The 24,922-nt window shown below is 49.8% G+C and carries 26 protein-coding genes, 1 tRNA gene and 1 pseudogene; 26 read left to right on the top strand and 2 right to left on the bottom strand.

Annotation, left to right across the window (positions count from 1 at the left end):
* Positions 1 to 358: 358 nt before the first annotated feature.
* From csrA to ACO6UY_RS13410, 3 genes and pseudogenes are all read left to right on the top strand, one after another.
* Positions 359 to 523 (top strand): annotated as a pseudogene (gene csrA, locus ACO6UY_RS13420) (carbon storage regulator CsrA); the annotation flags it as partial.
* 854 nt (positions 524 to 1,377) lie between these two features.
* A complete protein-coding gene (locus ACO6UY_RS13415) occupies positions 1,378 to 3,540 on the top strand; it encodes a hypothetical protein (RefSeq protein WP_422445250.1) in 2,163 nt (720 codons plus the stop codon).
* A gap of 83 nt (positions 3,541 to 3,623) precedes the next feature.
* Positions 3,624 to 3,716, top strand: a tRNA-Ser gene (locus tag ACO6UY_RS13410).
* Between the two features lie 31 nt (positions 3,717 to 3,747).
* On the opposite strand, the gene ACO6UY_RS13405 is transcribed toward ACO6UY_RS13410, so the two are convergent.
* Positions 3,748 to 5,625, bottom strand: a complete 1,878-nt coding sequence (locus ACO6UY_RS13405; protein ID WP_422445248.1) for a hypothetical protein — start codon at positions 5,623 to 5,625, stop codon at positions 3,748 to 3,750.
* 204 nt (positions 5,626 to 5,829) lie between these two features.
* On the opposite strand from ACO6UY_RS13405, the gene ACO6UY_RS13400 reads away from it, so the two are divergent.
* The 11 genes from ACO6UY_RS13400 (at position 5,830) to folC (ending at position 18,787) form a co-directional block, all read left to right on the top strand.
* Positions 5,830 to 7,074 (top strand): saccharopine dehydrogenase family protein, encoded by a 1,245-nt coding sequence (locus tag ACO6UY_RS13400; protein ID WP_422490226.1) that lies wholly within the window; start codon positions 5,830 to 5,832, stop codon positions 7,072 to 7,074.
* Between the two features lie 203 nt (positions 7,075 to 7,277).
* Positions 7,278 to 9,308: a PhoX family protein gene (locus ACO6UY_RS13395; protein WP_422490225.1), complete on the top strand. Its 2,031-nt coding sequence runs from the start codon at positions 7,278 to 7,280 to the stop codon at positions 9,306 to 9,308.
* A gap of 175 nt (positions 9,309 to 9,483) precedes the next feature.
* The gene (locus tag ACO6UY_RS13390; protein ID WP_422460183.1) at positions 9,484 to 10,239 is read left to right on the top strand and encodes a hypothetical protein; all 756 of its coding nucleotides are present in this window, start codon (positions 9,484 to 9,486) and stop codon (positions 10,237 to 10,239) included.
* A 190-nt stretch (positions 10,240 to 10,429) separates the two neighbouring features.
* Positions 10,430 to 11,395 carry a hypothetical protein gene (locus ACO6UY_RS13385; RefSeq protein WP_422490223.1) on the top strand — a complete coding sequence of 322 codons (966 nt, stop codon included), beginning with the start codon at positions 10,430 to 10,432 and terminating at the stop codon, positions 11,393 to 11,395.
* Positions 11,396 to 11,675: 280 nt separating this feature from the next.
* Positions 11,676 to 12,308 (top strand): hypothetical protein, encoded by a 633-nt coding sequence (locus ACO6UY_RS13380; protein ID WP_422467227.1) that lies wholly within the window; start codon positions 11,676 to 11,678, stop codon positions 12,306 to 12,308.
* A 293-nt stretch (positions 12,309 to 12,601) separates the two neighbouring features.
* Positions 12,602 to 13,405 carry a tRNA pseudouridine(38-40) synthase TruA gene (gene truA, locus ACO6UY_RS13375; protein WP_422445236.1) on the top strand — a complete coding sequence of 268 codons (804 nt, stop codon included), beginning with the start codon at positions 12,602 to 12,604 and terminating at the stop codon, positions 13,403 to 13,405.
* Between the two features lie 329 nt (positions 13,406 to 13,734).
* On the top strand, positions 13,735 to 14,445 hold the full coding sequence (locus tag ACO6UY_RS13370; RefSeq protein WP_422490221.1) for a phosphoribosylanthranilate isomerase: 711 nt from the start codon (positions 13,735 to 13,737) through the stop codon (positions 14,443 to 14,445).
* A gap of 71 nt (positions 14,446 to 14,516) precedes the next feature.
* Positions 14,517 to 15,689 (top strand): tryptophan synthase subunit beta, encoded by a 1,173-nt coding sequence (gene trpB / locus ACO6UY_RS13365; RefSeq protein ID WP_422490240.1) that lies wholly within the window; start codon positions 14,517 to 14,519, stop codon positions 15,687 to 15,689.
* A 24-nt stretch (positions 15,690 to 15,713) separates the two neighbouring features.
* Positions 15,714 to 16,529 (top strand): tryptophan synthase subunit alpha, encoded by an 816-nt coding sequence (trpA, locus tag ACO6UY_RS13360; protein ID WP_422490239.1) that lies wholly within the window; start codon positions 15,714 to 15,716, stop codon positions 16,527 to 16,529.
* The gene (accD, locus tag ACO6UY_RS13355) at positions 16,526 to 17,431 is read left to right on the top strand and encodes an acetyl-CoA carboxylase, carboxyltransferase subunit beta (RefSeq protein WP_422445232.1); all 906 of its coding nucleotides are present in this window, start codon (positions 16,526 to 16,528) and stop codon (positions 17,429 to 17,431) included. Before trpA ends, accD begins: the two co-directional genes overlap by 4 nt.
* 54 nt (positions 17,432 to 17,485) lie before the next feature.
* Positions 17,486 to 18,787 (top strand): bifunctional tetrahydrofolate synthase/dihydrofolate synthase, encoded by a 1,302-nt coding sequence (gene folC / locus ACO6UY_RS13350; protein WP_422490219.1) that lies wholly within the window; start codon positions 17,486 to 17,488, stop codon positions 18,785 to 18,787.
* Positions 18,788 to 19,102: 315 nt separating this feature from the next.
* Here the strand turns inward: folC and ACO6UY_RS13345 are convergent, their stop codons facing one another.
* Positions 19,103 to 19,540, bottom strand: coding sequence for a DUF29 domain-containing protein (locus ACO6UY_RS13345; RefSeq protein ID WP_422490217.1), 438 nt, complete (start codon positions 19,538 to 19,540; stop codon positions 19,103 to 19,105).
* Positions 19,541 to 19,693: 153 nt separating this feature from the next.
* On the opposite strand from ACO6UY_RS13345, the gene ACO6UY_RS13340 reads away from it, so the two are divergent.
* From ACO6UY_RS13340 to ACO6UY_RS13285, 12 genes are all read left to right on the top strand, one after another.
* Positions 19,694 to 20,221 carry an SPOR domain-containing protein gene (locus ACO6UY_RS13340; RefSeq protein ID WP_422445226.1) on the top strand — a complete coding sequence of 176 codons (528 nt, stop codon included), beginning with the start codon at positions 19,694 to 19,696 and terminating at the stop codon, positions 20,219 to 20,221.
* A gap of 426 nt (positions 20,222 to 20,647) precedes the next feature.
* On the top strand, positions 20,648 to 20,740 hold the full coding sequence (locus ACO6UY_RS13335) for a nucleotidyltransferase domain-containing protein (RefSeq protein WP_422446137.1): 93 nt from the start codon (positions 20,648 to 20,650) through the stop codon (positions 20,738 to 20,740).
* Entirely contained in the window at positions 20,737 to 20,883 is a 147-nt protein-coding gene (locus ACO6UY_RS13330; protein ID WP_422445224.1) for a hypothetical protein, read from the top strand. The genes ACO6UY_RS13335 and ACO6UY_RS13330 overlap by 4 nt, the downstream gene beginning before the upstream one ends.
* A gap of 385 nt (positions 20,884 to 21,268) precedes the next feature.
* Positions 21,269 to 21,418, top strand: a complete 150-nt coding sequence (locus tag ACO6UY_RS13325) for a hypothetical protein (RefSeq protein ID WP_422445222.1) — start codon at positions 21,269 to 21,271, stop codon at positions 21,416 to 21,418.
* Positions 21,394 to 21,597: a hypothetical protein gene (locus ACO6UY_RS13320; RefSeq protein WP_422445220.1), complete on the top strand. Its 204-nt coding sequence runs from the start codon at positions 21,394 to 21,396 to the stop codon at positions 21,595 to 21,597. The genes ACO6UY_RS13325 and ACO6UY_RS13320 overlap by 25 nt, the downstream gene beginning before the upstream one ends.
* Before the next feature lie 32 nt (positions 21,598 to 21,629).
* Entirely contained in the window at positions 21,630 to 22,133 is a 504-nt protein-coding gene (locus ACO6UY_RS13315) for a hypothetical protein (RefSeq protein WP_422445218.1), read from the top strand.
* Positions 22,120 to 22,416, top strand: coding sequence for a nucleotidyltransferase domain-containing protein (locus ACO6UY_RS13310; protein WP_422445216.1), 297 nt, complete (start codon positions 22,120 to 22,122; stop codon positions 22,414 to 22,416). The genes ACO6UY_RS13315 and ACO6UY_RS13310 overlap by 14 nt, the downstream gene beginning before the upstream one ends.
* Positions 22,417 to 22,503: 87 nt before the next feature.
* On the top strand, positions 22,504 to 22,785 hold the full coding sequence (locus tag ACO6UY_RS13305; protein ID WP_422445214.1) for a nucleotidyltransferase family protein: 282 nt from the start codon (positions 22,504 to 22,506) through the stop codon (positions 22,783 to 22,785).
* Entirely contained in the window at positions 22,782 to 23,273 is a 492-nt protein-coding gene (locus ACO6UY_RS13300) for a hypothetical protein (RefSeq protein WP_422445212.1), read from the top strand. Before ACO6UY_RS13305 ends, ACO6UY_RS13300 begins: the two co-directional genes overlap by 4 nt.
* Positions 23,274 to 23,354: 81 nt before the next feature.
* Complete coding sequence (locus ACO6UY_RS13295; protein ID WP_422490216.1) at positions 23,355 to 23,876, top strand: hypothetical protein; 522 nt, start codon at positions 23,355 to 23,357, stop codon at positions 23,874 to 23,876.
* A 305-nt stretch (positions 23,877 to 24,181) separates the two neighbouring features.
* Complete coding sequence (locus tag ACO6UY_RS13290; protein WP_422490214.1) at positions 24,182 to 24,595, top strand: nucleotidyltransferase substrate binding protein; 414 nt, start codon at positions 24,182 to 24,184, stop codon at positions 24,593 to 24,595.
* On the top strand, positions 24,592 to 24,777 hold the full coding sequence (locus ACO6UY_RS13285) for a hypothetical protein (RefSeq protein WP_422490212.1): 186 nt from the start codon (positions 24,592 to 24,594) through the stop codon (positions 24,775 to 24,777). The genes ACO6UY_RS13290 and ACO6UY_RS13285 overlap by 4 nt, the downstream gene beginning before the upstream one ends.
* The last annotated feature ends 145 nt before the right edge of the window (positions 24,778 to 24,922 follow it).

Here is a 24,922-nt window from a genome sequence, read left to right as displayed (position 1 = left end):
GAGCAACAGGTATTCAAAAGCAGTCAAAAGTAAAGCGCGTAGAGTTATCAAGCCCAAAAACCATTTCCGGCAGGTAGAAATACGAATGGAAATCCTGAACTTGGTGACTAGACTGGGTTTGCTGAATAATTCTTAAGCATGAACGGTTGAGCTGACATATACTTCATTACTTTGAACTGAGTACTAAAGCAGTTTAAAGGTCAGGCAATTTTAAGGTGAAATAATGTCTGTACTGGGGTTGGTGTCGTGTAATTTCACGCGATCATTCTGGGTGATATCATCAGCTTCTAACCAATGCACCAGCGTGCTCAGAATTGACGGTTGTTGACTTAACAGAGATGTAAATAAGGAGATTGAAATGCTGATTCTGACTCGCCGCGTAGGAGAGACACTGATGGTAGGGGACGAGGTCACTGTCACTGTTCTGGGTGTTAAAGGTAACCAGGTTCGTATCGGTGTTAACGCACCAAAAGAGGTTGCAGTTCATCGGGAAGAAATTTACCAGAGAATTCAAAAAGAAAAAGAGCACAAGAAAGGAGGAACTGGTCGCTCTTATGAAGAAGATGAAGGTTACGAGTCCGGATACGAGTCTGAATCTTACGAGTCTTACTGATAACTATTAAACTGTCGTTTATATCTCTGATTTGATTAAGGGAACCTTGTTAATCCCGGCAGACAGTTTCAAAAAAGCCTGAAAGTTTGTCAGGCTTTTTTGTATCTGTATTTGGTCAAATGGTATCGAATGATTGTTCGCAACGCGATGTCTTAAGGGGCTATTCTGCTCATCACGGGACTTAGCCCGGATATTTCATAAACGTGCTCCCGATCTCGCTTGTCCTTTGCCGCTCTAAGGGAGTTTTGCTCAGTCGACCGTACTCCCCGGTACGGTGCTCCCTCACAAAATCCCTTAGAGCGACAAAGTCCTGCGCGAGATTCGGGGCAGTTTATGAAATATCCGGGTTAGGAGGCTGGCCGAGAATAGACTGCCCTACGCGGCAACTGCTCCTGCGTTGTTCTAGCTCCTGCATCCATGCAGTCGTGCGGTGGCAGCAAATTGGTCTAAAAAGTCGGAAATTTTTAGCAAATAGAACCACTATTCACTAAAAATTTCCGACTTTTTATCCTCAATTTTCTGCCATCCTCGCTACGGGGTCGCCTAGTCGCCTAGACGGGCGCTATTCTCGGTCAGCCTCCCAGACGGCATGATTGGTATCATGACCCTGAATTAAAAAAATCTCTTAAAGCAGGAACTTTTGTCAAATGCGCTGATCTACAGTTCAGAAGCTGAATGGTCAGACAGTCAAAAAAAAGGGTGTTTCTGACTCATCGCCTCATTGATTAGTCCCCTTTTTGTCAATACGACCGGAGTTATTTATCATGCATCCAACAACAGCAATCAGTGTGCCAGCGGCCAGATCAGAAGCCGGTGGGCTTCAGACACTTGATGATCTGAAAAAACTGCATGGGGCAGCGGAGGCCTTTAATAAATGCATCGAGAAAGTCCCTGCATCGGATCAGACACCATCGCTGAAACAGTTGACACCAGATCTACCACCTGAACCGGGTATCACCACTACTACCGATCAACGCAAGATTGCCGAGCTGCCTGTTTCCATGATGCAGCAGTCATCAAAAGATGGTTTGTCCGGTGCAATGCAACAGCATGGACAGTTACCGGATGTTGCTGTCAATAACAGGCAGCCGGACACAATTGACCCAATGGTGGAAGATATCTTCCACTGCCAGAGAGATTACCTGCGATTAACAGCTCAGTTCAGCTTTAATTACGGTGTTTTTGATGCCAGTTTCAGCCCAGAGGATCAAGGCCTGGTTATCCATGGCTGCTCCAGGGACGATTATCGCCTTGGCATCTGGCGACCGGGTACGGATGGCAAATGGCTGGATGAACACAAATGGCATTCCCTGGCTCCTAACGCTGTCTTGCGTTACGACAACGAGTCGGGGGGGCTCACAATCCTGAGAGACAACCACGATGGCAGTGTCCTGGTGAGTAAGAGTAAAGATATTGATCCTGGCCAGGATGAGGTGGCGTTTGATCGCACCCCCGGAAATGAAGAAAGCCCTAAAGAGATGCCAGACTGCAGCCCTTTGCAGGACAAGATCATAACCAGGGATGTTCAAACCGGTAAAATCAGCGTATGGGGGGAGGATATCAATGGCCGTTGGACCCCTCTGACCCAGAATAAAGAGATCCGTCACTGGCCGATGAAGGATTCTGTTCAAATATGCTTCGGGGCCAGGAGCAATTGTATACTGACGTGCGAGGACAGAACAGCGACCTTTTGGAACTGTGATGATCAGAACAAGTGTCTGGAGAAAATAAAGACCATTGAGTGTAACAGCAAGATTTTAAGCGTCCAGTTCAGTGATGATGAGCGGCATGCCCTGATCTTGACCGAGGGTAACGAGGAAGTCTTTGTGGGATGCGATGCTGATGGCAATTGGTTGCAGATTGGGGAAATCATTCATCCTGAAGGTAGGTTAAATCACCTCAACGAGCATGAGGGAAGCGTAGATTATGCGTCCATTAATGCCTCCGGCCAACACACGTTGACTGTTGATAAAGATCGTAACGCCTTGATTTCTGGCTACAATGATGACGGTGCCTGGGTAGTACAAACTGAAATGCAGAATTGTGCCTATGCACGATTCAGTCCCTCCGGGCGTATGTTACGGGCAAGTCTTTATAAACCAGAGGGCAGCGGCAGCGAAATCATCTGCAGACCGACCAATGTCATCTATAAAGTCCTCGACTGCCGCAGGCCGGGTAAAGCTCAAACCCTAGAGCACCCAGGCAGTAGCGACATCATCTTCAGCCCCTCAGAGGACCTGATGTTGAGCTATGGCTTTGATTCGGAATTTGCCTGCATTTGGGGTGATGATGGGGCGGGTAATCTTGTTGAGAAAGCAAGGGCAGGTAATTATCAGATGGGGATTTCCCATGCTGCCTTCAACGCTCAGGAGGACAGTGTACTGACCCTTGATCTTAGAGGGAATCTCAAAATTCAGGGCCTGGACAGTCAGGGAAATCTGCATAAACAACTGGTGGTTAAACATTCAGATCATATTCTTGATGCCCAGTTTTCCCATTCAGGGAACCTTGCCTATAGCACTAGTTTGGGCACCGCCAGTATTCTCGGGCGTGAAACGAATGGTGAGTGGATCAAGCTGGCGCAGACGAACTCGACCTCGAATCTTGGTGTCTACGGGATCGAAGGAGTGCGTTTTAATGGTCCGGAAAATCATTTTCTGACCTACGGCAACAAACTAGACAGTAACGACCAGCGCCAGCCAGGCCTTGTGCAGCTTTGGGGTATTGATGCTGACGGCAAATGGGTTGAAAAAGACAAGATAGTACTGGATCATCGCGTTGGAATGGTCAAGTTTAGCCCCGACGGTGATCATTTATTTATCTACTGCTTCAATGAGCAAAAAGATCGTGATGCTGATTCAAATTTCAGTACTGTTTTAGTCTGTAAGATTCCTGCAACTTCGGGGCAGGAAACAGCACATACCTGAGGCTTTGGAAGATGGCTAAAAAATTCCCTGGTTAAAAAAAACTTGCTTTTCAAGGCGCTCAGGGTAACATAGCCATCGTTCCCGGTGAGGTGGCCGAGAGGCTGAAGGCGCTCCCCTGCTAAGGGAGTATACGGTTTGTAGCCGTATCGAGGGTTCGAATCCCTCCCTCACCGCCATATTTCCTTCTTTTGTTTTCAAAAACTTTTTCTACTCCTTATCACCTTGAATGTATTTTAAGGCAGTTTGGATGTATTCAGGCAGGAAGGCTCTGTCACGCTTTGGTGGTAAAGAATCACTACTCATTGCGTTCCTTTCAGACTGTAATATTTCATTAGCTATTTCAAGAACGCTGCTACAAGAAGTGCTTTCCTGCAATGCTGGTTCACCTTTCGTTCGTCTATATCGATTAATGGCATTCAGCAATTCAAAGTATTCAGATTCTATTTTGTCTTCTTCGCTTTGCTCATACCAGTCATTGACTAGCTTGGCCATCTCCGGGTTGACATCCTCAAGTGGATTGTCTGGCTCATTTGGCTGGTCCATTAAAAGGCCTAATCGCAATATATGCATCGTGGCTTCGGTTATGTTGCCGTCAATGGCATCTGCGGCAATAATTAATGCCTGTGCGGTGGTAATCCAGGGCAAATCCAGTTTTTGTATACCCAATAGATTTTCGGTCCCGTGGATTAATGACACAATCTCGTCAGACTCCCTCTGAAACTCAGGAGCTTGCCAATTAAAATCAACCTCATTGCTACTGTCATCAGATGCTTTACTTTCCGGTGACGGGGGGGTGTGTGTTTCTTTACTGGTATTTTTGGTCTGGGTATCAGGGTAATCCGTGCTTTGTTGCAAAGTATTGGAATCTTGTGGTGCTGATTTGTCCGCGGGAGCAATCAGGGATGATGAGCCTGGTTGATCAGCGGAACGTGACGAAACCGAAACCGGAACAGGATAACTGTTTGCCGAGTGCTCAGGCCTTGTTGACTGCCCGGGAGGTAAAGGTCTGGCGGCAAGATTTTGTACATGTGGTGTTGGGAGGTTTTGCGTCATATAGCTTTTGTAGGCTGCGGTCTGAGCCATTTGCTGCTGGAAATAATCACTACTGGCCGCTGAGTAAGCAGGCTGGGTATTTGCAAAACATTGCAGTTCGTTTGAGTACATCCAATGGTTCATTTGGTTCGCAGTAAATAAGTTTTGGTAATTGGCACCATTTGATTTTGTGGTTGAATTGCTGTTGTAAGCCGTGGTGTTGAGATAAGGTTTTGTGGGAGTAAACGCACCTAATTTTGCCTGATGACTCAAGTCCTGATTTTGCAGACGCTTTCTTGGTGATGAAAGGAGAGGGCTTGGTATAAAGTTTTCTGATTGTGCGATTGTTGGTGTGAGGGGCTGCTGTCCGTAGCCCATGATACTGGCATTTTCGCCTGCTCTGAATCCAGGATACGAAGTATGAAAGGCTTGATTGCCCTGCGAAAAGTGCCAGAAGGCTGACTCTTTCGTGTCTGAAAACCGCGTGCCCGGATAAATAGAATGACTGGCATAAATGTTCGCAGGCTGGTATGTCGTAAAGGATGAGCCGGTCTTGCCCATTTGATTTTGTGGTGGAACGGATGCTTGGTCACAAATCTCACTCAGGAGGTCAGTAATTTCGTTTTGTGTTTGTAGATCTGTTGTGGGTTTTGCCAGCACCTGGTTACATTGTACCTTGTCCAGATGGCTGTCAGAGCGAGTAATCTGATGGGCTGGTATGGGCTGGCTGGCTGAGGTCATGGAGGTGTTACTGTAGTGGTTGGTTGCCGGGTAGTTCAGGGGCTGCTGATTAAAATATGGCTGGTGTGCATAGTCAGCTCTAACTCTACCGGGTTGTAAGGGGTTGCTTGAAGGTTGTTTTGAATGAAAGCAATGCAGATCGGGCTTCAGGCCTTCTGTTCGAATGGTTCTGGTGATTTTAATCCGTTCATGTTGAACGGCTCCGTTTGGATCTGGGCCATTGGTAGCAGATTGACCATAAGCTGTTTGCTTTGGTGCGGAGCTTGTCGGGTAATAAATACTGCTTGTCTCGTGAGGAAAACCTGGATTCATAAAGTCAACCAACTATTTTAGTTTGATTTAAATGATCATAAAGAGACCCATTCATGGCTCATAAGTTCAAAATGATAATCTGTCCGGCGTTATCGAGTGGATGGTCCTTGACTATATCTCTTTTATCTTTTCCATTTTTATACTCAATTCTGTAGGCTGTATGTCTCTTATAAAAACGACAAAGTACAGAGATCTCCTGAGTTTATGAATAATCAATTTGATGTGATTGTATTCGGGGCGACCAGCTTCGTTGGACAACTACTTTGCCAGTACCTGGTTGATAGATTTAACGACAATGACCAGGAACGCCTTAACTGGGCGATAGCAGGGCGCTCTCAAGCGAAACTGGCTCAATTAAAGCAGAACTTACAACAGCCTGAGCTACCTGTGCTGCTGGCTGACGCTGCTGATGAGACTTCATTGAAAGCATTGTGCCAGCAAACCCGGGTCATTGTTTCGACAGTGGGACCTTATGCACTTTACGGCGAATCACTGGTCAAGACTTGTGCAGAAAGTGGTACTGATTATTGCGACCTGACCGGAGAGGTGCAATGGATCCGACAGATGTTGGACCGGTATGAGGAAACGGCACGCAACAGCGGTGCACGCATTGTTCATTGCAGTGGCTTTGACTCAATACCTTCTGATTTGGGCGTGTACTTTACCCAGAAAAAAGCCAGGGAAGTTTTGGGTTCATTCTGTTCAGATATCAGCATGCGGGTGAAAGCCGCCAGAGGTGGTATATCCGGTGGCACGCTGGCCAGTATAACTAACCTCACCCGTGAGGCGGCAAACAACCCGGCATTACGCCGACAGTTGGCCAACCCTTATCTGCTCTGCCCTGACAATGAAAGCTTGAAGGCCAGACAGGAAGTTGTTAAAACACCGACGTATGATTCCGGCTTTGGGGCGTGGCTGGCACCTTTCATTATGGCTGGCATTAATTCCCGGGTGGTCCTTCGTTCCAATGCATTGGCTGAATTTCCTTATGGCAGGGATTTCAGGTACAGCGAAGCCATGCTGATGGGGGCTGGTTTTAAAGGTCGTTTACAGTCTTCCGCCCTGGTTGGCGGACTGGGTCTGTTTATGCTGTCCATGGTGATTAAGCCAACCCGCTGGTTTATGGAGCGATTTGTGTTGCCCAAACCGGGTGAGGGACCTTCTCCCGAAGCCCAGAAAACCGGGTTTTATGATATTCGCTTTCTGGGCAAAACAGCAGATGGCCAGGAAATTCGCACCCGTGTTGTTGGCCAGGGCGATCCGGGGTATGGCTCTACCGCCAGAATGCTGGGGCAGGTGGCTGCAGGATTGGCCCTGGACTTCCACGATAAGCAGCAGAAGAGCGGGAGGGAGGGCGGTTTCTGGACAACATCCACGTTATTTGGTGATCGGCTTATTGAGCGGCTGGAAAAAGATGCTGAGATAAAATTTGAAGTAGTACCTTCCTGAAATAGCCTGATGCTATCTGTCTTTCCCGGATAGGTAGCAACCGTTTCGGCTGACTTTCTCTCCACAATTTGCTCCGTTTTCTTGCAGAGCTTTTTTCATCTAATTGAAACTTGATAGCAATAAATCTGTAACAGTCATCGCCTAATCTCTCAGCAAATCATTCTTTCAATAACAGTGTGTTTACTTAACGATGAGGGATAATCATGGAAGCCGGATCTTCAAAGTTACAGAACCATCGTGATTTTCATGAACAGCTGGAGTCGCTGGATGATCAGCCAGATAACTTCTCTGGCAACAGTACCCTGGATGACGTGGTAGAAAAAAGTCGGCGGAACTTTATGAAAGGTGGCCTGGGTCTGGCCATGGCAGGCTTTCTGGCTGGCTGTATGGGCACGACCGGGCAGAGTCATAATGCTCTGGGTGGCAGTACTGTTGGAAACCTGCGGCGGGCGGACATCGGATTCAAGCCCATTCCCATTGAGCAGGACCCCATGTTCGATGCCATCAATGTGCCTGAAGGCTATACGGCCAGCGTCTTTTTTTCATGGGGTGACCCGGTAGAGAAAGGTGCCAGACCCTGGCGGCCAGATGGCAGCAACAGCTGGCGGGAGCAGATGAAGCAGGCAGGCCAGAATCACGATGGGATCTGGTTCTTCCCATTTGCGGACCAGCCGGACGACCATGGCCTGCTGGTCATGAATCATGAGTACATTAATCCTACGCTTCACCCCAACGGTCTGACCATCACTGAAAACCCGCAGGGATTTAAACAGCGCCCGGCGCATGAAGTGAAGAAGGAGATGGCGGCCCACGGTGTCAGTATTATCGAAGTTCGCAAGCAGTCCGATGGTCACTGGCAGCAAGTCAAGGATTCCCGCTATAACCGCAGGATCACCGGGTTTACCCCCATGGATCTGACCGGTGAAGTGGCCGGTACTGATTTTCTGAAAACCGTGGCAGACCCTGCTGGTCTTGAGGTGCTGGGCACTTTGAATAACTGCGCCATGGGCGTAACACCCTGGGGGACTTATCTCACCTGTGAAGAGAACTGGAAGAACTACTTTGTTAACCGTGATGCTGAAGATTATCAGCAACGCCCAGCCCACCAGCGGTATGGTGTGGCCCAGGACAAGAACAGTAAATACTATGCCTGGGAGTCAGTAGAACCCCGTTTTAATGCGACACCTGATCACCATGCCCCTCATGGCGGTTATGTTAACGAACCCAACCGTTTTGGCTGGGTAGTGGAAATTGACCCTTTTTCACCGGACAGCACCCCGAAAAAGCGCACCTCCATGGGACGACTGGTCAGAGAGTGTTCAACACTTTCGCTGGGTGATGATGGTCGTATGGCATTCTATTTTGGCGACGATACCCGCGGCGAATACGTGTATAAGTTTGTGCCGGATCAGGCCTATAAACCCGGTAATCCAGCGGCCAACCGGGATATTCTGGATCATGGCACTCTTTATGTGGCGGTGTTCCATGATGATGGCCGTGGTGAGTGGCGGCCACTGGTGTTTGGCCACAACGGCCTGACCCGTCGCAATGGTTTTACCAGTCAGGCCGATGTGCTGGTACACGCCCGTCGTGCTGCGGATATTCTGGGGGCCACAACCATGGACCGCCCGGAATGGGTTGCCGTGCATCCGCAGACCCGGGAAGTCTATGTCACGCTGACCAATAATAAGCACCGGGGCCAAAAAGAGGATCAGCATACCAATGCCGCCAATCCCCGGGAAGATAACCGCCATGGTCAGATTGTTCGTTTTACCGAGGCAAACGCTGATCCCACGGCCACCCATTTCAACTGGGAGATGTTCCTGCTGGCCGGTGACCGCCCTGGCGCGACACTGGCGGATGGCAGCCCGGTACCTGAACACTTCGTGGGAGATATCAAGGGTGATATTTTCTCTTCGCCGGATGGTATCTGGTTTGACTATCAGGGCCGCCTCTGGATTCAGACCGATTACGGTGACGATGAGGAACGCAACAGCAATATGGGCACCAATCAGATGCTCTGCTGCGATCCGGTCACCGCAGAAGTGAAACGCTTTCTGACTGGCCCGAGAGGGTGTGAAATCACTGGTGTGACCACCACGCCTGATGGCAAAGCCATGTGGGTTAATATCCAGCATCCGGCCATCAGCTTTCCGGCCAGTGATGGAATTACACGGCCCCGGTCGAGTACTGTGCTGATTACCAAAGATGATGGCGGGGTGATTGGCACTTGATTGAACCGGGTTTCGTTTTTACCAGGGGCGAATTGGCTGATTCGCTCCTGGTCTTTACCGCTGGTGCTGAAAAGGCCTTTTTATTACCTGTCTACAGGAACTTTTTTCTGGCTTGAACATCCAAGTGGTTAAATTACGTTAAATACCCATTTTTTAATCAAGGATATGCTCAACAATGAATGTCAACCCAGGTGCTGGCACCAATGCCAATGCCAATGGCGTGAATAACACTTCTGAATTCGCTGATATTGTGGTTACGGGAGTTACCACTCTATCGTTTTTTTTGGGCTATGGTGTCTCTACTTATGCTGGCGACAACTATCTGAATCGCGCCTGTCTTGCTGGCGTTGTTGGCGCCACGGGATACCTGTTAGCTGAAAGTGTCCATCACGGTGTTGCCGCCCTCTGGAACTCAGCTGTGGCTGTACATGATTCCGTAACCACGCTTATGACTAATCTGCCCATTACCCCTTTCAATGAGGAATCTCACATTGTCAAAGCATCAACCTACGCAGGAGCTTACTTAGGCTTGAGGTACAGCCCCTTGCGGCAGCGACCAGCCCGGAACCTTGTCGATCCGTCAGCACCTCCTGATCCTTACATTGACAACACCTTTTACGCTGCCCGGGTTCTGATGGCTGGCACAAGCTCGGCCATGTTAGGTGGGGGTGTTGGATATCTATTGGGGAAAGGGCTGGACCTTACCGCAAAGGCAGCCATTTCCGGTGCCAAAATGGCTGCTGATCGTCTTGGATTGAAAACCACTGTGAGCGAGAGCCCTGAGGTTGCCTCGGGTAGCTCAGGGAGAATCCATCAGCATTCAGAGTCTGCTGAAGAAATCCTGCTGAGCCGTTCCGCAGAAATGGTACGGCAAAGATCACCTGATGGAACTGAAACAGAAACTCATTTCCAGGAAGCTGGCCGAGAATAAAAATTTCCATTTTGCAAACACAGCCACGTGTTGCGTACCAACCCCCGTAATGTCTGAACGGCACGGGTGTGGTCGTGAATGTGCCGAAAATTCCCTCATTACCTGCCAGCAGGAACTTTTTGCTGGCTTGGGCATCTACAGGGTTACCTCACGTTAAACGTTAGATTCTTCCATCGATAGCGGCTTAACTATGAATATCGACTCAGGCGCAGGTTCGACGACCAATGTTGTTATTTCTTCCTCTGTAGCGAAGGATGCCCTGACCTTGGCAGGTACCCTGTCAGGGCTTGCTTTCGGCTTTCTTGTAACCCGCCTCCCGAACGACGACAGTTTTCGGAATCGCGCCTTATATATGGGCGCTTGCAGCGTTGCGGGGCACCTCATCGCCAAAACTGCCTATCACAGTTGTGCCGCCTTCTGGCAACGAGCTGTGGAAATTCCTGATACAGTATCCACACATATCAATAACCCTGATGTTACCCCCACCAGTCAGGATTCTCATATTGCCCGGGATAGCGGCTCAACTGTGAATACCAATTCAGGTGCAGGTTCGACAACCGACTTTGTTATTTCTACCTCTGTAATCAAGGATACTTTGTCTGTGGCAGGTACCCTGTCAGGGCTTGCTTTTGGCTCTTTTGTATCTATGTCCTCGGACGACGACAATGTGCTGACTCATCGCGCATATTTGGGCGGTTGTGGCACTGCTGGATACCTTATTGCACAAAATGCCTATCACGGTTGTGCCGCCTTCTGGAAAGGCTCTGAGGTTATTCGTGCTACCGTATCCACGTGTATGAATAACCTTGGTTTTACCCCCTTCAGTCAGGATTCTCATATTGTCCAGGCATTTACCTGCGCAGGAGCGTGGTATGGCCTGTGTTGCAGTAGTGCCCTCGAAGCTCCATTACTGATTCTGTCAGAAGAGGCAATAGAAATTGAAAGACGTGGGCACTGGGGCCGCAATTATGAGCCTCCTCCTTGCTGGCCTCCTCCTGATGTTATGGACCGAATCAAGTCTGGCCCAGGCTCGGTAATGCTCGGTGCCGGTGTCGGATATCTGGTGGGAAAAACGCTGGACTATACGGCAAAAGCCGCCTTTTCCGGTGTCAGAATAGCGGCTGAATGTCTTAGATCGATAGCCACTGGTCGCTGAACAGGTAGACAGCCACCTGTTTGTGCACAAAGCCCTCTAGTTCATGGTTTCAATGAGTTTGATGTGTACCATCTCCGTTCACCCTGAGCGGAGTCGAAGGGTGCTTAGCGCGATCTATCAGAGTCCGGAGTTTCCGCCCTTCGACAGGCTCAGGACGAACGGAGTGCGGAGGCACGACAACCCGTCAAAACCTGCCAGCAGGAACTTTTTCCTGGCTTGAGTATCTACATGGTCGCCTTCCGTAAAACGTCACGTTCTTATATCTGAGAGGGACTTAACAATGGATATCAACTCTGGTACAGGCTCAACGAACAACATTATTGTTCCTGCCTCAGTAATGAAGGATTCTCTGGCTTTGGCTGGTACCATGACAGGGCTGGCTTTTGGCTTTCATACAGCCCGCTTCGCGGTCGATGACAATTTTCTGAATCGCGCCTTATATGCGGGCGCTTATGGCTTTGCGGGAAACCTCATCGGGAAAGGGGTCTATCACGGTTGTACCGCCTTCTGGCATGCTTCTGTGAAAATTCGTGATACCGTATCCACGTATATGAATCACCTTGGTATCACTCCATTCATTCAGCAGGATTCTCATATTGTCCAGGCGTGTACCTACGCAGGGGCGCTCTGTGGTCTGGGTTGCAGTAGTGCCATCACAAGTCCATTAATGCTACTGGGGCCACCAGAAAAACATGCGGCCATACGTGCGAATCATCCTGATGCTTTGAACCGAATCCTGTCTGGCACAGGCTCCGTCGTGGTTGGTGGAGGTGTCGGGTACCTGGTGGGAAAAGCGCTGGACTATACAGCAAAAGCAGCCTTTTCCGGTGCCGGAATGGCTGCAGAACGCCTTGGTTTGACAACCACTGTGGGCGGGAGCCCTGACGAACAGACCAAGAATAATCTCGACTGAGTCAATTGGTGCAACTGAAAGGATTATACAGCAGAGATCACCAGACAGAAGCAAAGGATAAGAGTGCTTCAGCAGCGGGTGGTGAATCTGTTACGATTCCATCCTGTAGAACCGGTTTTGCGACAACCTCGGGACCATGGGAATGAGTCCGGAGAGGTTGTGGCAACGAGGTGTTTATTTATGTATTTCAGAGCTTGGCTGCACTAACCCGGGAACATCTCCTGGTGGTAATCTACCCGCGCACTCCTGCTTAAATTCTGCCTTTGGCTATTTTCTATAGGTGTTTTTCTTTCATGCCCCGTTATGCTGCCAGTGTTCAATACGATGGCTCCCGTTTTTTTGGTTGGCAGGTTCTCAAGACCGGTTTGCCCACTGTGCAGGCTGCTGTAGAAGCTGCGCTGTCAAAAGTGGCAAACCATCCTGTTGCCGTTGTCTGTGCAGGAAGAACCGATGCCCGGGTTCATGGCTGTAACCAGATTATTCATTTTGATACGGATGCCGTTCGTACCGAGCGGGGCTGGGCTTATGGCGCTAATGCCAATTTGCCGGATGACGTGGCCGTAAACTGGGTGAAGCCGGTTTCTGATGATTTTCATGCCCGCTTTTCTGCCCTGTGGCGACGTTATCGTTACGTGATTTATAACCATCCCATTCGGCCAGCACACCTCTCCAAAGGGGTGACCTGGAACTATCGGCCATTGGATGTTGAGCGCATGAAGGCAGCAGCAGGGTGCCTGGTAGGCGAACATGATTTTACCTCTTACCGTGCGATTCAGTGTCAGGCAAAGAACCCGGTCAGAAATGTGACCCGGCTGGATATTTCCCGCCACGGACCACTGATTGTTATTGATGTGCAGGCCAATGCGTTTTTGCATCATATGATTCGTAATTTTGCCGGGGTGTTGATGGCGGTGGGTTGCGGCAAGCGTGAGCCTGGCTGGGCAAAAGAGGTGCTGGATGCCCGGGATCGTGCCCAGGGTGGGGTAACCGCTTCGCCCTGTGGGCTTTATTTTGTCGATGCGGGATACGATAAGGTGTTTGGGTTGCCGGCCAGTGAATCGAACCCGCACTTTATTGCGCCATTAATTCCGCTTTAAATCGGCGGTTTTTCCGGAGCTGGCATACGTTTTCCGTGCAATGGATGGGTTCCTCTCTATTGCGCTGAAAACTCTGTTCGTCCTGTAGCGGAGAACTTACTGAGCTGCAGAACCACGTTCATTCTGAGGCTGTCGAAGGGGGTGGACTGTGAACCAACCGTAAAGACGGTGCCAATCACCCTTCGACTCCGCTCAGGGTGAACGGAGATTGTGCTCATTAAAATCGTTGAAATGATTTGCCAGGTGCAGTAATCACCGAAATGTTCTGATAAGATCATTGATCGCTCAGGGGTTGCCTATTCTTTCGCATTGATCTTCGGATTGACAGTGTGAAAGCACCTTCAAACCCTTACCCTGTGGTTGGCTCTGTGTCCCGGGTAATCTCCCGACACAGGGCGTGGGAAAGAGAACACCGGGAAATGGAAGTATCTCCTCGTATAAAAATCTGCGGAATTACCCGTGTTGATGATGGTTTGATCGCTGCTGATAGCGGGGCGGATGCCATCGGTCTGGTGTTTTACCGGAAAAGCCGTCGCTGTGTTACGGTTGAGCAGGCCGTGGAGATTGTCCGGGCTCTGCCGCCGTTTGTCTCGGTGGTTGGGCTGTTTGTCGATGCCTCCGATGAGCTGATTCAATCGGTTCTGGACGCGGTTCCTCTTTCACTTCTGCAATTTCATGGCAATGAACCGGAAATCCAGTGCGCCCGCTGGGGGGTACGTTATATGAAGGCCTTCCGTGTTCATCCGGATATTGCCGTGGCCGACATGGTGGCTCCCTATACCAGTGCCTGTGGCTACCTGCTGGACAGTTATAAGCCAGGGGAGGTGGGTGGCACCGGTGAGTCTTTTGACTGGGATTTGATACCCCATGAGCTGAATAAACCGATGGTGCTGGCCGGAGGTCTGAGTCCTGATAATATCGCTCAGGCAGTGAACAGGGTTCGACCCTATGGAGTTGATGTCAGCAGTGGCGTAGAGAGTCAGCCTGGCATTAAGGATCACGATAAAATCAAAGCCTTTATCAAGGCGGCAGGAAGATGATGGTCGATCAGGAAATTTTTGAGTCCCCCGTTCTTTCTTCTGAAGAACACAAGTACGATCAACCGGATTTAATGGGGCATTTTGGCCGTTACGGTGGACGTTTCGTGGCTGAAACCCTGATGGGTGCGCTGGAAGACCTTGATCGCACCTGGCGTGAGCTCTGGCAGGACAAGACCTTTCAGGAAGATTTTGATCGTGACCTGGCTGACTTTGTCGGCCGTCCTTCACCGCTCTATTTTGCTGAGCGATGGACTCAGGCGCTGGGTGGCGCAAAAATCTACCTGAAGCGTGAAGATCTCAATCATACCGGTGCCCACAAAATCAACCATGCGGTTGGTCAGGCGCTGCTGGCCAAACATATGGGGAAAACCCGGATTATTGCCGAAACCGGTGCCGGTCAGCACGGTGTTGCCTCGGCGACGGTGGCCGCCCGTCTTGGGTTGGAGTGTGTCGTTTATATGGGTGCCAAGGACGTAAAACGTCAGGCATTGAACGTCTATCGCATGAAACTTTTGGGGGCCACCGTAGTACCGGTAGAAACCGGTTCCCAGACGCTGAAAGACGCGATTAATGAAGCGCTCAGGGATTGGGTAGCACGCCCTGAAGATACCTTCTATCTGCTGGGCACAGTTTGTGGCCCTTCACCCTATCCTGAAATGGTGCGTAATCTGCAGAGTATTATTGGCCGGGAAGCCCGTCGGCAGATTCTGGAAAAAGAAGGCCGCCTGCCGGATGCCCTGGTTGCCTGTGTGGGTGGTGGTTCCAATGCCATGGGGCTGTTCCACGAATTTATTCAGGATAAAGAGGTAAAGCTGTACGGTGTTGAAGCGGCAGGGCACGGTGTTGATACCGATAAGCATGCGGCCCGGATGAGTTCCGGTCGTCCGGGCGTTTTACAGGGCGCAAGAACCTATCTGATGACCAATGAGTATGGCCAGATTATTGAGAGCCACTCTGTATCGGCCGGATTGGACTATCCGGGGGTTGGGCCAGAACATAGCTACCTGAAAGATATCGGCCGTGCACAATACCCGGCGGCAACGGATGAAGAGGCCCTGGCGGCCTTTCGCAAGCTGACCCGCCTGGAAGGCATTATGCCAGCGCTGGAAAGCGCCCATGCCCTGGCCTGGATTGATAAACTGGCACCCACGATGAGCCAGGACCAGATCATTATCTGTAACCTGTCTGGCCGTGGTGATAAGGATATTCATACCGTTGCCGCTATTGATGGCCTCGAAGTATAAGGTGGGCACAGCATGAGTCGTGAAATAAACAGAATCAAAGCCCGCTTTGCAACCTTGCAGGGGCGTGAACGTAAAGCACTGATACCCTACATTCTTGCCGGTGACCCTCCGGGCAAGACCGTCGAGGTTATGCACCAGCTGGTGGACCATGGTGCGGATATGATTGAGCTGGGCTTTCCGTTCTCGGACCCGGTGGCGGATGGTCCGGTGATTGCCCAGGCCCATGAGCGGGCGGTATCACACGGTGTTACATTGCATGACGTTTTTGCAATGGTTTCTGAATTCCGGGAAAGGGATAATGACACACCGATTGTCCTGATGGGCTATCTCAATCCGTTAGAGATCATGGGCTACCAGCGGTTTGTTGAGTTGGCCAGTCAGGCGGGTGTTGATGGTGTGCTGATGGTGGATCTGCCACCGGAAGCCGCAGGTGATTTACTGGATATGCTGCATGACCGTGGTATTGACATGATCAACCTGATTACCCCGACCACATCCGATGAACGAATTGCCAAGATCTGCCGGGTTGCCAGTGGTTATCTCTATTATGTATCCCTGAAAGGGGTAACCGGTGCGGCAACCCTGAATACGGCAGAAGTTGAACAGCGGGTCAACCACATCCGGCGTTTTGCTGACGTTCCGGTGTGTGTTGGCTTTGGTATCCGCGATGGTGCCTCGGCTGCCGCCATCGGGCGAATGGCAGACGGTGTTATTGCGGGCAGTGTGCTGGTATCTGAGCTGGCTCAGTATGGCAATGAGGGACAGGCCTCCATTGACCGCGTTGCCAGCCGAATTGCCGAAATGCGCTCAGCTATGGACGATGACAGGACGAATGAATGAGCAACTGGTTAGTCGATAAACTGATTCCATCGTTATCACGCGCTGCTATTGCGCAGAAAAGCAGCAGTGTGCCAGAAGGGCTTTGGCGCAAGTGTGTGAAGTGTGAGGCCTTTCTCTATCGCCCCGAGCTGGATAGAAACCTGGGTGTTTGTCCCAAGTGCCAGCATCATATGCGAATCAGTGCCCGCACGCGACTGGATTACTTTCTTGACAAGGAAGGAAAGGCAGAGCTGTTTGCCGACCTTGAGCCCAATGACCGGCTGAAGTTTCGCGACACTAAAAAGTACCGTGACCGACTGGCAACGGCGCAAAAGCAGACCGGCGAAAAAGATGCCCTGGTGGCCATGCGGGGTACCGTCGAGGACATTCCGGTCGCGGCCGTTGCCTTTGAGTTTTCTTTTATGGGCGGCTCCATGGGGTCGGTGGTCGGGGAAAAGTTTGCCCGTGCTGCCGAGTTATGCCTGGCAGAGAAGATGCCGCTGATCTGTTTTTCAGCCAGTGGCGGTGCCCGAATGCAGGAAGCCCTGTTTTCCCTGATGCAGATGGCGAAAACCAGTGCGGCCCTGGAAAGAATGCGCCAGGCGGGTATTCCTTATATCTCTGTGATGACTGACCCGGTGTACGGCGGTGTTTCTGCCAGTCTGGCCATGCTCGGTGATATCAACATGGCTGAGCCCGGTGCCCTGATTGGTTTTGCCGGTCCCAGGGTGATTGAACAGACCGTCCGGGAAAAGCTGCCGGAAGGCTTCCAGCGCAGTGAATTCCTGCTGGATCACGGTGCTATTGATATGATCGTTTCCCGTTCTGATTTGCGATCCACTATCGCCAGGCTTTGCCGGAAAATGCAGGGCAGGCCGGATGCAGATGTGGAGCTTGCTGATCCTGCAGAAGAAGTTGCCTGATCCCACCTTTTATCTCTCTCATTCCCACGCAGGCCCTGAGGGGCTTGCATGGGAATGCATACGTCTGGAGATGTGACGTTGTCTTCTTTTGAAAAGAAAGAAAAAAGCCTTGCACAGTGGTTAACCTGGATGGAAGAAACTCGTCCGGAGCATGACATCGACTTTGGGCTGGACCGGATTCGGCTGGTGGGTGACAGGCTGGATTTGCTCAAACCCGCGCCGTTCATTATCACCGTGGGGGGCACCAATGGCAAAGGCTCGACGCTGGCCGTTCTTGAAGCTGTTTTGCTGGCTGCCGGTTACAGGGTAGGTCTATTTACATCACCTCATTTTCTCAAGTTTAACGAAAGAATTCGCATTAATGGCGAACAGGTCAGTGATGACTGGCTATGTGATGCTTTTGAGACGATAAATGAAAGTCGAAAAACGACATGGCTAACCTATTTTGAATTTGCCACCCTGGCTGCCGTTGACTGCTTTAAAAGGGCGGAGGTGGATGTGGCATTGATGGAAGTCGGCCTGGGTGGACGACTGGATGCTACCAATGCGATTGACCCGGATGTGTCGGTAATTACTACGGTGGCGCTCGACCATCAGGAATACCTTGGCTTTAGCATTGAAGCGATTGCCAAAGAGAAGTCAGGAATATTTCGTGCCAGTAAACCTGCGATCTTTGGTGATCAGCCCGTGCCGCAGGCAATCACCGACATGGCTGAGCGTCTTGGCAGTCCCCTGTATTGCAGAGGAGAGGCGTTTACCCTGGCAAGATCGGGTAATACGTGGCACTGGTCAGGTAGTGAAAATCAACAGCTGAACAACCTCCCTGTTCCCAATGTCGTGATTGATAATGCCGCGACGGCATTGCAAGCGCTGCAATTTTTGCCAAAGCCTATCGCTATTGAAGCTGTTCGAGAAGGTTTGTCACAGGTATCGGTTACCGGACGGTTCCAGAAGCTGATGATGGAAAATGAATCAGGAGAGTCTATCGATGTGGTGCTGGATGTTGCCCACAATCCTCAGGCAGCAGAAATGCTCAAGCAGCGTCTGGACGAGTCTCCGGCAGAAGGTAAGACACGAGCAGTGATTGCCATGTGTAAAGATAAGGATTATATGGCGGTTGTTGACTGCTTAAGTGGCGATATTGATGAGTGGTACGTTGCTCAGTTTGAGTCTCCAAGGGCGCTGGCTGAACAAGAGCTGGCAAAGAGGCTGGTTGATCGAGGGTATTCAGTTAATCGCTATCAGCAGGTTGCTGAAGCATTGCATCATGCACTTGAACGCTCAACATCTGGAGATAGGGTGCTGGTTACTGGATCATTTATGACGGTATCTGCTGCCTTGACCAACAGCCACTGAGTACACGATTTCAGTGAAATTGATGGACTCCCTCTATCAATGACTTCCAAACTCCGTTCGTCCTGAGCGGAGTCGAAGGGCGTAAACACCATGCCCTGGACAAAGATTGTGCCAATCACCCTTCGACTCCGCTCAGGGTGAACGGAGATTGTACGTCTTAAGTTCATTGAAATGGTGTGCTGAGTTTGCCTTCCACGGTCCCCGACGGAATGCAGCTAACCCCATGGACAATAAAGGTTTCACGAAAGGCACACAATATCGAGTCAAAACAGGCTGCTCCACATTCACCAAGCCCGGGGCAGTCTCACAAATTACTCAAATATCAGGCCAGAATTGTTCATTCATAATTTGTTCGTAGGTCCATGGGCATGAGTCTGGAAAATGCTCCTTGCTGATGCCGGTTTCCTTAAAGGCAGAAATCCGTGCCGCTGGATAGGCATCGTCCATCGCACCATTAATCTTTGGCTTTAGCCCAGGGTTTTCTTTCATCAATTTCCGAATGCGAAATCGCTGCTCTTCGATAGACCCCTGCCAGCTACTGCTCCTGTGATCAGGTTGATAAGCCCACTTCAGCAAATGCATGAGCAGAATATCCAGCCGGTGACTCAACAGCCGGTATTCGCTTCTGCCCATGCTTTCAATTTCCTCAAGGATATTGTCCAAATCCAGTTCTCCCAGTCTGCCCTGGCGAACGAGTTCTGCCTGTTGCTGTGTCCAGCTGTAAAAATCAGTTTCGTATAATGGTTCAGTCATACTGATAAGTCCCTTCGGTATTGCACGCTTAATTGTTGTAGGTTTGGTTGGAATTCGCTTAAGATGCAATGAGTTTCAGGCATTGACCTTTAATTGACTTCCCGCCATCTTTGCAGGGATGAATACTGTTTATCTATCATTACGGAGCGTATCTTGGGCGAGGGACTTAAGCAAAGACTAATAGGTGCTGTGGTATTGCTGGCCTTATTGATCATTCTCGCGCCCGCACTGTTCAGGGGAGGGGAGACTCATCCTCTGGTCACCTCCAGGCCTTCCCCGGCAGCCCCTAAGCTTGAATCCCCCCCAGTGCCTGCATTTGTCGACCAGCTGGATATTCCCCCGGATGTTGTTGAAGTGGTGCCTTCCTCCACTGAAACTGTGCTCGAGCCAGAAAGTGATCGTACTGAAAAAGCCACAGGTGTGGATGAATCAGGACATCTGAAAGCCTGGTCTCTCCAGTTGGCAACCTTTGCGGATAAAAACAATGCCCGAAACCTGGAAAAGCAGCTAAAGACTAAAGGGTATAGTGCTTTTCAGAAGAAAATTTCTACAGAGACAGGCAAGGTTTTTTATCGGGTCTACATAGGGCCGGAAGTAAGGCCGGATGAACTTCAGCAGCTAAAGGTTACCATCAAGAAAGAGTTAGGGCTTGAGGGTATACTGGTTCGTTATGTTCCATAATAGGCTCTCTTACGGTAGACATTCCGCCTACTACCTTCCTCGGGAAGTCAAAGACTGAACCACGAAGGTCACGAAGAGTACGAAGAGATTTTCTTGCCCTTCGTGCTCTTTGTGTCCTTCGTGGTTCCATCTGAAACTCATGGAAAGGGGAGGGGTAAGGAATTGTCCCGAAATAATTTCGGCATTTTGAGTTCGATCTCCGTTCATCCTGAGCTTGTCGAAGGGTGATAGGCACAATACATGAGGCCGGAGTTCCTGAGCTTAATGTCGACCCTGAGAATAGGCTCAAAACTCGAACTTATGGTGACGCTTGAGGTGACAAATTCAGGAAAACTTATGACAATAGATACAATGATTGACCTCAGGGATAAGGATCGCAAGGCAATCTGCACTATTGCTGAACAGATATTTGCCCCGGATACTTAAATCTGGGCTTACGGCAGCCGGGTCAAGGGAACCAATCATGACAACAGTGACCTGGATTTGGCTGTGCACTTTCCCCCGGATCAGGCAAGATGACAGACTATGAGCAGTTGAGCCTGTTTCTCGAAACCCTGCGGGACTCCAATATACCCATTATTGTCCAGGCACTTGCCTGGCAAAGTATTCCCGATAGTTTTCGTGAGGAAATAGATAAAAAACACCAGGTGCTCTGGCGCTGACAGTGAAGGAGCAACCACCGGTAGTTTTGCCTGAAGATGGGCAATCCAAAGATATTCGGTGCCTTGGTCATGAACCTCATAAAAAAATCACGAATAAGTGCTTTTCCGGTCGTGATTACTTCGTGGCTGTCGTGTAGAATCCCCGTTCTTGTAAAGCTAATAAAACAATAAGGCCTTAAACAGGCATTATTACGTTAGGGAGCTACATAAAAATTTTTACGCTGATGCAACTTTTGCTCGAGTAGATTGGTTGTTTTCCGCGCAGCTGTTTCGGCATATGCTTAAGCCGATGGGCGGTAGCGTACTTTTCGGTTGGTTTATAAGATTGAGCAGCTTATAAAACGGCTGCTAACCTTTCTTTCTACTGCTAAGTATTCACCAGTTAGTGCTGAAAAATATAGATGATGGCAATGCAGGTCGCTACCGGCAGCAGAATGTTGTTATTGCTGGTGCAGAACACACCCCCCCGGACCATTACCACCTACCACAGCTGATAAATGATTTGGTTAAATGGTACCATCCGCCCGGCTGTTAATGAACTTTGATTTGATGGGCAGTGGTTATTTACCGGTCATTATCCGCAAAGAAAACCGTCTGGCCTATTATGAGGCGCTGGACAAAGCGCCTACCCGAGAGGACTACGGGGGATTTATGGACATAGTGGCCAGCGCCCAGGAAGAGGCTTTGAATCGTTATATCAGTATTATTGAATAATAATAGTTATAACCGCATCAATGGATTCTGAGATGACCCTGAATACTTCATACCTGAAATTGCTGACGCAGAACTGGTTTCAGGCCTGTCGCACGGCTACCCGGTTGTCTGTTTCTGTCGTCAGGCTGAAGGCAGATTTACCGCTGACAGCGGACGATTTGCAAAACGCAGATGAAGACCTGATGGAAAAGCTGGATGCTTTTCGTGTTCGCTATGGTGATCTTCAGGACTGTCTTGGTGGTAAAGTGTTCCGTACTTTGCTGATGGCTGAGGATGAAGAGCCGGTCAGTATGGCAGATATTCTTAACCGGATAGAAAAACGAGGGATTCTGGACTCTGCTGATCAATGGCGTCAGTGGCGTGAGATCCGAAATGCGTTTGCCCATGACTATCCGGAAGCAGAGGCAGAAAGAGTGAATGCGTTAAACATGGCATGGCAGAATACGCCATTGCTGCTTAAGGTGGCTGAGAATGTCTACCGTTACTGTGAACAGCAAGGAATAGAGCTAACGGAGATAGAGCGTGCGGATATCTGAGGCGATGGCACAGAGTATCGTCGAACTCGCAAGAAAACATGTAGCAGAAAATGCCCGCGTCTGGCTGTTTGGCTCCCGGGCTGATGATACAAAAAAAGGGGGGGATATTGATCTTTATATTGAGGCAGACAATATCGGTAATACCCTGGAACGAAAAATTAACTTCCGGTTGGCATTTGAAGACCGCTGGGGTGAGTTGAAAGTGGATATCCTCATTCATGATACCCGGCATGAAACGCTGGCCATTCATGAAATTGCCAGGCAAGGGGTCAGGCTTGGTTAGTGATTAAAGATTAAACGACATTGACAACAGACCTGGATTGTCTTTTTACAGCGCTTTTCACAGCCTTTCTAAATAGGTTAAGCAATATTGAGACTCACGAACGAAGAGCAAAACGCCATTAGAAAGGTGATATATCAGGCAGACCCTCAGGCGCAAATATGGTTGTTTGGCTCAAGGGCGAATGACCAGGCAAAAGGAGGGGATATTGACCTGCTCATCCTGTCAAAAACACTGGGTTTGAAAGACAGGACGGGCATACGGCTGGCGCTGTACGAGATTATCGGAGAGCAGAAAATTGACCTGGTGATTGCCGCAGACGATACTGATCCATTCACCCGTATCGCGCTGGCAGAGGGAATCCGGCTATGACTAACGAGTCAGGCAAAAAGCAACAGGCAGGGAAAAAAAATACCGACAGAATCCTGTTATTAGAACAGCAGCTGTTGGCCATGGCCCAGATGGAAGCCCTGCTAAAATGGTCTCTGGATCGCTGTCAGGCCATACTACTGACTAATGACCAGATGCCGGAACAGGAAGACTTGGAAAAATTCGAATCACTCACCGCACGATTTGCCCGCTTTAACGATATTCTGTTACAAAAAATATTTCGCCTGATCGACACCATTGACCTGGAAGATGTCGGCACCGTCAGGGACAGAATCAACCGTGCAGAAAAAAAAGGGCTGATTGAGGATGCCCACCGGTTTATCGAAATCCGGGAATTGCGTAACAGCATTGCCCACGAATACCAGCCGGAAGCGCTGAGGGTTATTTTTCCTGAAACGTTGCAGGCTACACCCATTTTGCTGGATATTGCTGATCGGGTACGAAAGTACTGTCTGCGGTATAATTCCTGAAAATTGACCTGGTCATCTACCGACGAGGAAAACCCCGGGAAGCGATTCACCATGAAGCCAGAAATACCGGGATTCAATTGAATGGCAACCGAGCAGGGCAAAGGAATGGGTAGCGAACGACAAATAGCAGACGTTATCGGGCGCACCCTCTGGATTTGTGACCGTCATGCCTTGCGCCTTGAATGGGTGATGGCCGAAGTGAAAAGCCTGTTGCCATTGAGTGCCAAAGCGTTTGAAAACCTTGCCCCGGCTGAAGTGGCGTACATGGATCAATTTGCCACCCGGTTCAGTAAATTACAGGATGCCATGGGCGCAAAACTCTTTCCTCAGGTGCTGGATTTGGTGGGAGAGCAGGGGGCGTTGAACACCTTTATCGACAAGCTCAACCGGCTGGAAAAAAAAATAGGGGCGATTGATAATGCAGCCCAATGGCCTCTATTTCGTGAGATGCGCAACGCTTTTGCCCATGACTACCCGGAAGACAGTGAACTGAATGCCGAGACGTTGAACCGGGCCTTGCCGCTGGTCAGCGAGTTGTTAACGGTCTATCGTAATATTCGGGATTTTGCCTTGCGCTATGGGGCTGCTTTACCTAGTACATGATTTCAATGAGTTTACCAGGTTGTTGTTATCATATGCCTCTGCACTCCGTTCGTCCTGAGCCTGTCGAAGGGCGCAAACTCCGGCCCATGATAGATCGTGCCAAACACCCTTCGTCCGTGCATCCTGAGCCGAGCCGAAGGGCGCTCAGGATGAACGGAGAGGGTACACGTCAATCTCATTGAAATGATGTACCAGGGCGAGCAGTAATGGCTGTCAATAAAGGTGAACTCCGCTGAAAGCCCGAGCGAAGCGGTGGCGTTGTCCCGGCAGCGAACTAAAAATAGAAGTGGCAAGGCCAATTAAAAATGATCGACTACGACAAGTTTAAACAGTCACTCACTCTGCTGGAATCCCAATATCATCATCTGCAAACACTTGATGACACATTACCCGACTGGTTGCAAGAGGCAGTAGCGGAATCCGTTATCCAGCGATTTGAAACCTGTTATGACTGCATGTGGAAAGTGCTAAAGCGCTATTTGAAAAACAGCCTGGGGTTACCCGAGGTCCCCAATAGCCCGAAACCATTGTTCCGTATTGCCAATGAAAACCGACTGCTGCCGTCGGATGTTACCCAATGGATGATCTATGCGGATAGCCGCATTGGTACATCCCATGATTATGATGGTGAAAAAACAAAGGCTGCACTCGATTTGATGGGTGTATTTATAAAGGATGTGGTTGCCTTATACGAAATCATGAGCGAGGAATCCTGGTGATGAACCGCTCTACCGACCATCCCACGGAACACCTTGACCTCACACTCGATGAACTGTTACTGCTACAGGCATTGCTGAAAAAACATTTGCCAGATATCGAAGTCTGGGCTTATGCCTCAAGAGTTAATGGCAAGGCCCATTTCGCATCGGATCTTGATATGGTTGCCTTTTCCGGCCCGTAACAGGCAATTGCGATAGCTGAACTCAGGGAAGCACTGGAAGAGAGTAACCTGCCATTTCGGGTCGATCTTTTTGTTTGGGATCAGGTGCCTGAGAAGTTCCGGAAAGTGATTCGGGAAAAGTATGTTGTTGTTCAGTAGTCGTTTA

Origin of the sequence: Endozoicomonas sp. ALE010, assembly GCF_049310165.1 — a bacterium.
In the GTDB taxonomy this organism is placed as follows: Bacteria; Pseudomonadota; Gammaproteobacteria; order Pseudomonadales; family Endozoicomonadaceae; genus Endozoicomonas.
Note: the sequence above shows the minus strand (reverse complement) of the source record. Positions and strands in the feature narration are given on the sequence as shown.

What these genes read in the sequence shown, in the direction of transcription:
- ACO6UY_RS13320 (WP_422445220.1), top strand. Translation starts at nt 21,394, where the DNA reads ATGGTACCATCCGCCCGGCTGTTAATGAACTTTGATTTGATGGGCAGT.
- folC (WP_422490219.1), top strand. Translation starts at nt 17,486, where the DNA reads ATGCATACGTCTGGAGATGTGACGTTGTCTTCTTTTGAAAAGAAAGAA.
- ACO6UY_RS13315 (WP_422445218.1), top strand. Translation starts at nt 21,630, where the DNA reads ATGACCCTGAATACTTCATACCTGAAATTGCTGACGCAGAACTGGTTT.
- ACO6UY_RS13330 (WP_422445224.1), top strand. Translation starts at nt 20,737, where the DNA reads ATGACAGACTATGAGCAGTTGAGCCTGTTTCTCGAAACCCTGCGGGAC.
- ACO6UY_RS13345 (WP_422490217.1), bottom strand. Translation starts at nt 19,540, where the DNA reads ATGACTGAACCATTATACGAAACTGATTTTTACAGCTGGACACAGCAA.
- ACO6UY_RS13385 (WP_422490223.1), top strand. Translation starts at nt 10,430, where the DNA reads ATGAATATCGACTCAGGCGCAGGTTCGACGACCAATGTTGTTATTTCT.
- ACO6UY_RS13400 (WP_422490226.1), top strand. Translation starts at nt 5,830, where the DNA reads ATGAATAATCAATTTGATGTGATTGTATTCGGGGCGACCAGCTTCGTT.
- ACO6UY_RS13415 (WP_422445250.1), top strand. Translation starts at nt 1,378, where the DNA reads ATGCATCCAACAACAGCAATCAGTGTGCCAGCGGCCAGATCAGAAGCC.
- ACO6UY_RS13390 (WP_422460183.1), top strand. Translation starts at nt 9,484, where the DNA reads ATGAATGTCAACCCAGGTGCTGGCACCAATGCCAATGCCAATGGCGTG.
- ACO6UY_RS13395 (WP_422490225.1), top strand. Translation starts at nt 7,278, where the DNA reads ATGGAAGCCGGATCTTCAAAGTTACAGAACCATCGTGATTTTCATGAA.
- ACO6UY_RS13290 (WP_422490214.1), top strand. Translation starts at nt 24,182, where the DNA reads ATGATCGACTACGACAAGTTTAAACAGTCACTCACTCTGCTGGAATCC.
- truA (WP_422445236.1), top strand. Translation starts at nt 12,602, where the DNA reads ATGCCCCGTTATGCTGCCAGTGTTCAATACGATGGCTCCCGTTTTTTT.
- trpB (WP_422490240.1), top strand. Translation starts at nt 14,517, where the DNA reads ATGGGGCATTTTGGCCGTTACGGTGGACGTTTCGTGGCTGAAACCCTG.
- ACO6UY_RS13295 (WP_422490216.1), top strand. Translation starts at nt 23,355, where the DNA reads ATGGCAACCGAGCAGGGCAAAGGAATGGGTAGCGAACGACAAATAGCA.
- ACO6UY_RS13300 (WP_422445212.1), top strand. Translation starts at nt 22,782, where the DNA reads ATGACTAACGAGTCAGGCAAAAAGCAACAGGCAGGGAAAAAAAATACC.
- ACO6UY_RS13405 (WP_422445248.1), bottom strand. Translation starts at nt 5,625, where the DNA reads ATGAATCCAGGTTTTCCTCACGAGACAAGCAGTATTTATTACCCGACA.
- accD (WP_422445232.1), top strand. Translation starts at nt 16,526, where the DNA reads ATGAGCAACTGGTTAGTCGATAAACTGATTCCATCGTTATCACGCGCT.
- ACO6UY_RS13380 (WP_422467227.1), top strand. Translation starts at nt 11,676, where the DNA reads ATGGATATCAACTCTGGTACAGGCTCAACGAACAACATTATTGTTCCT.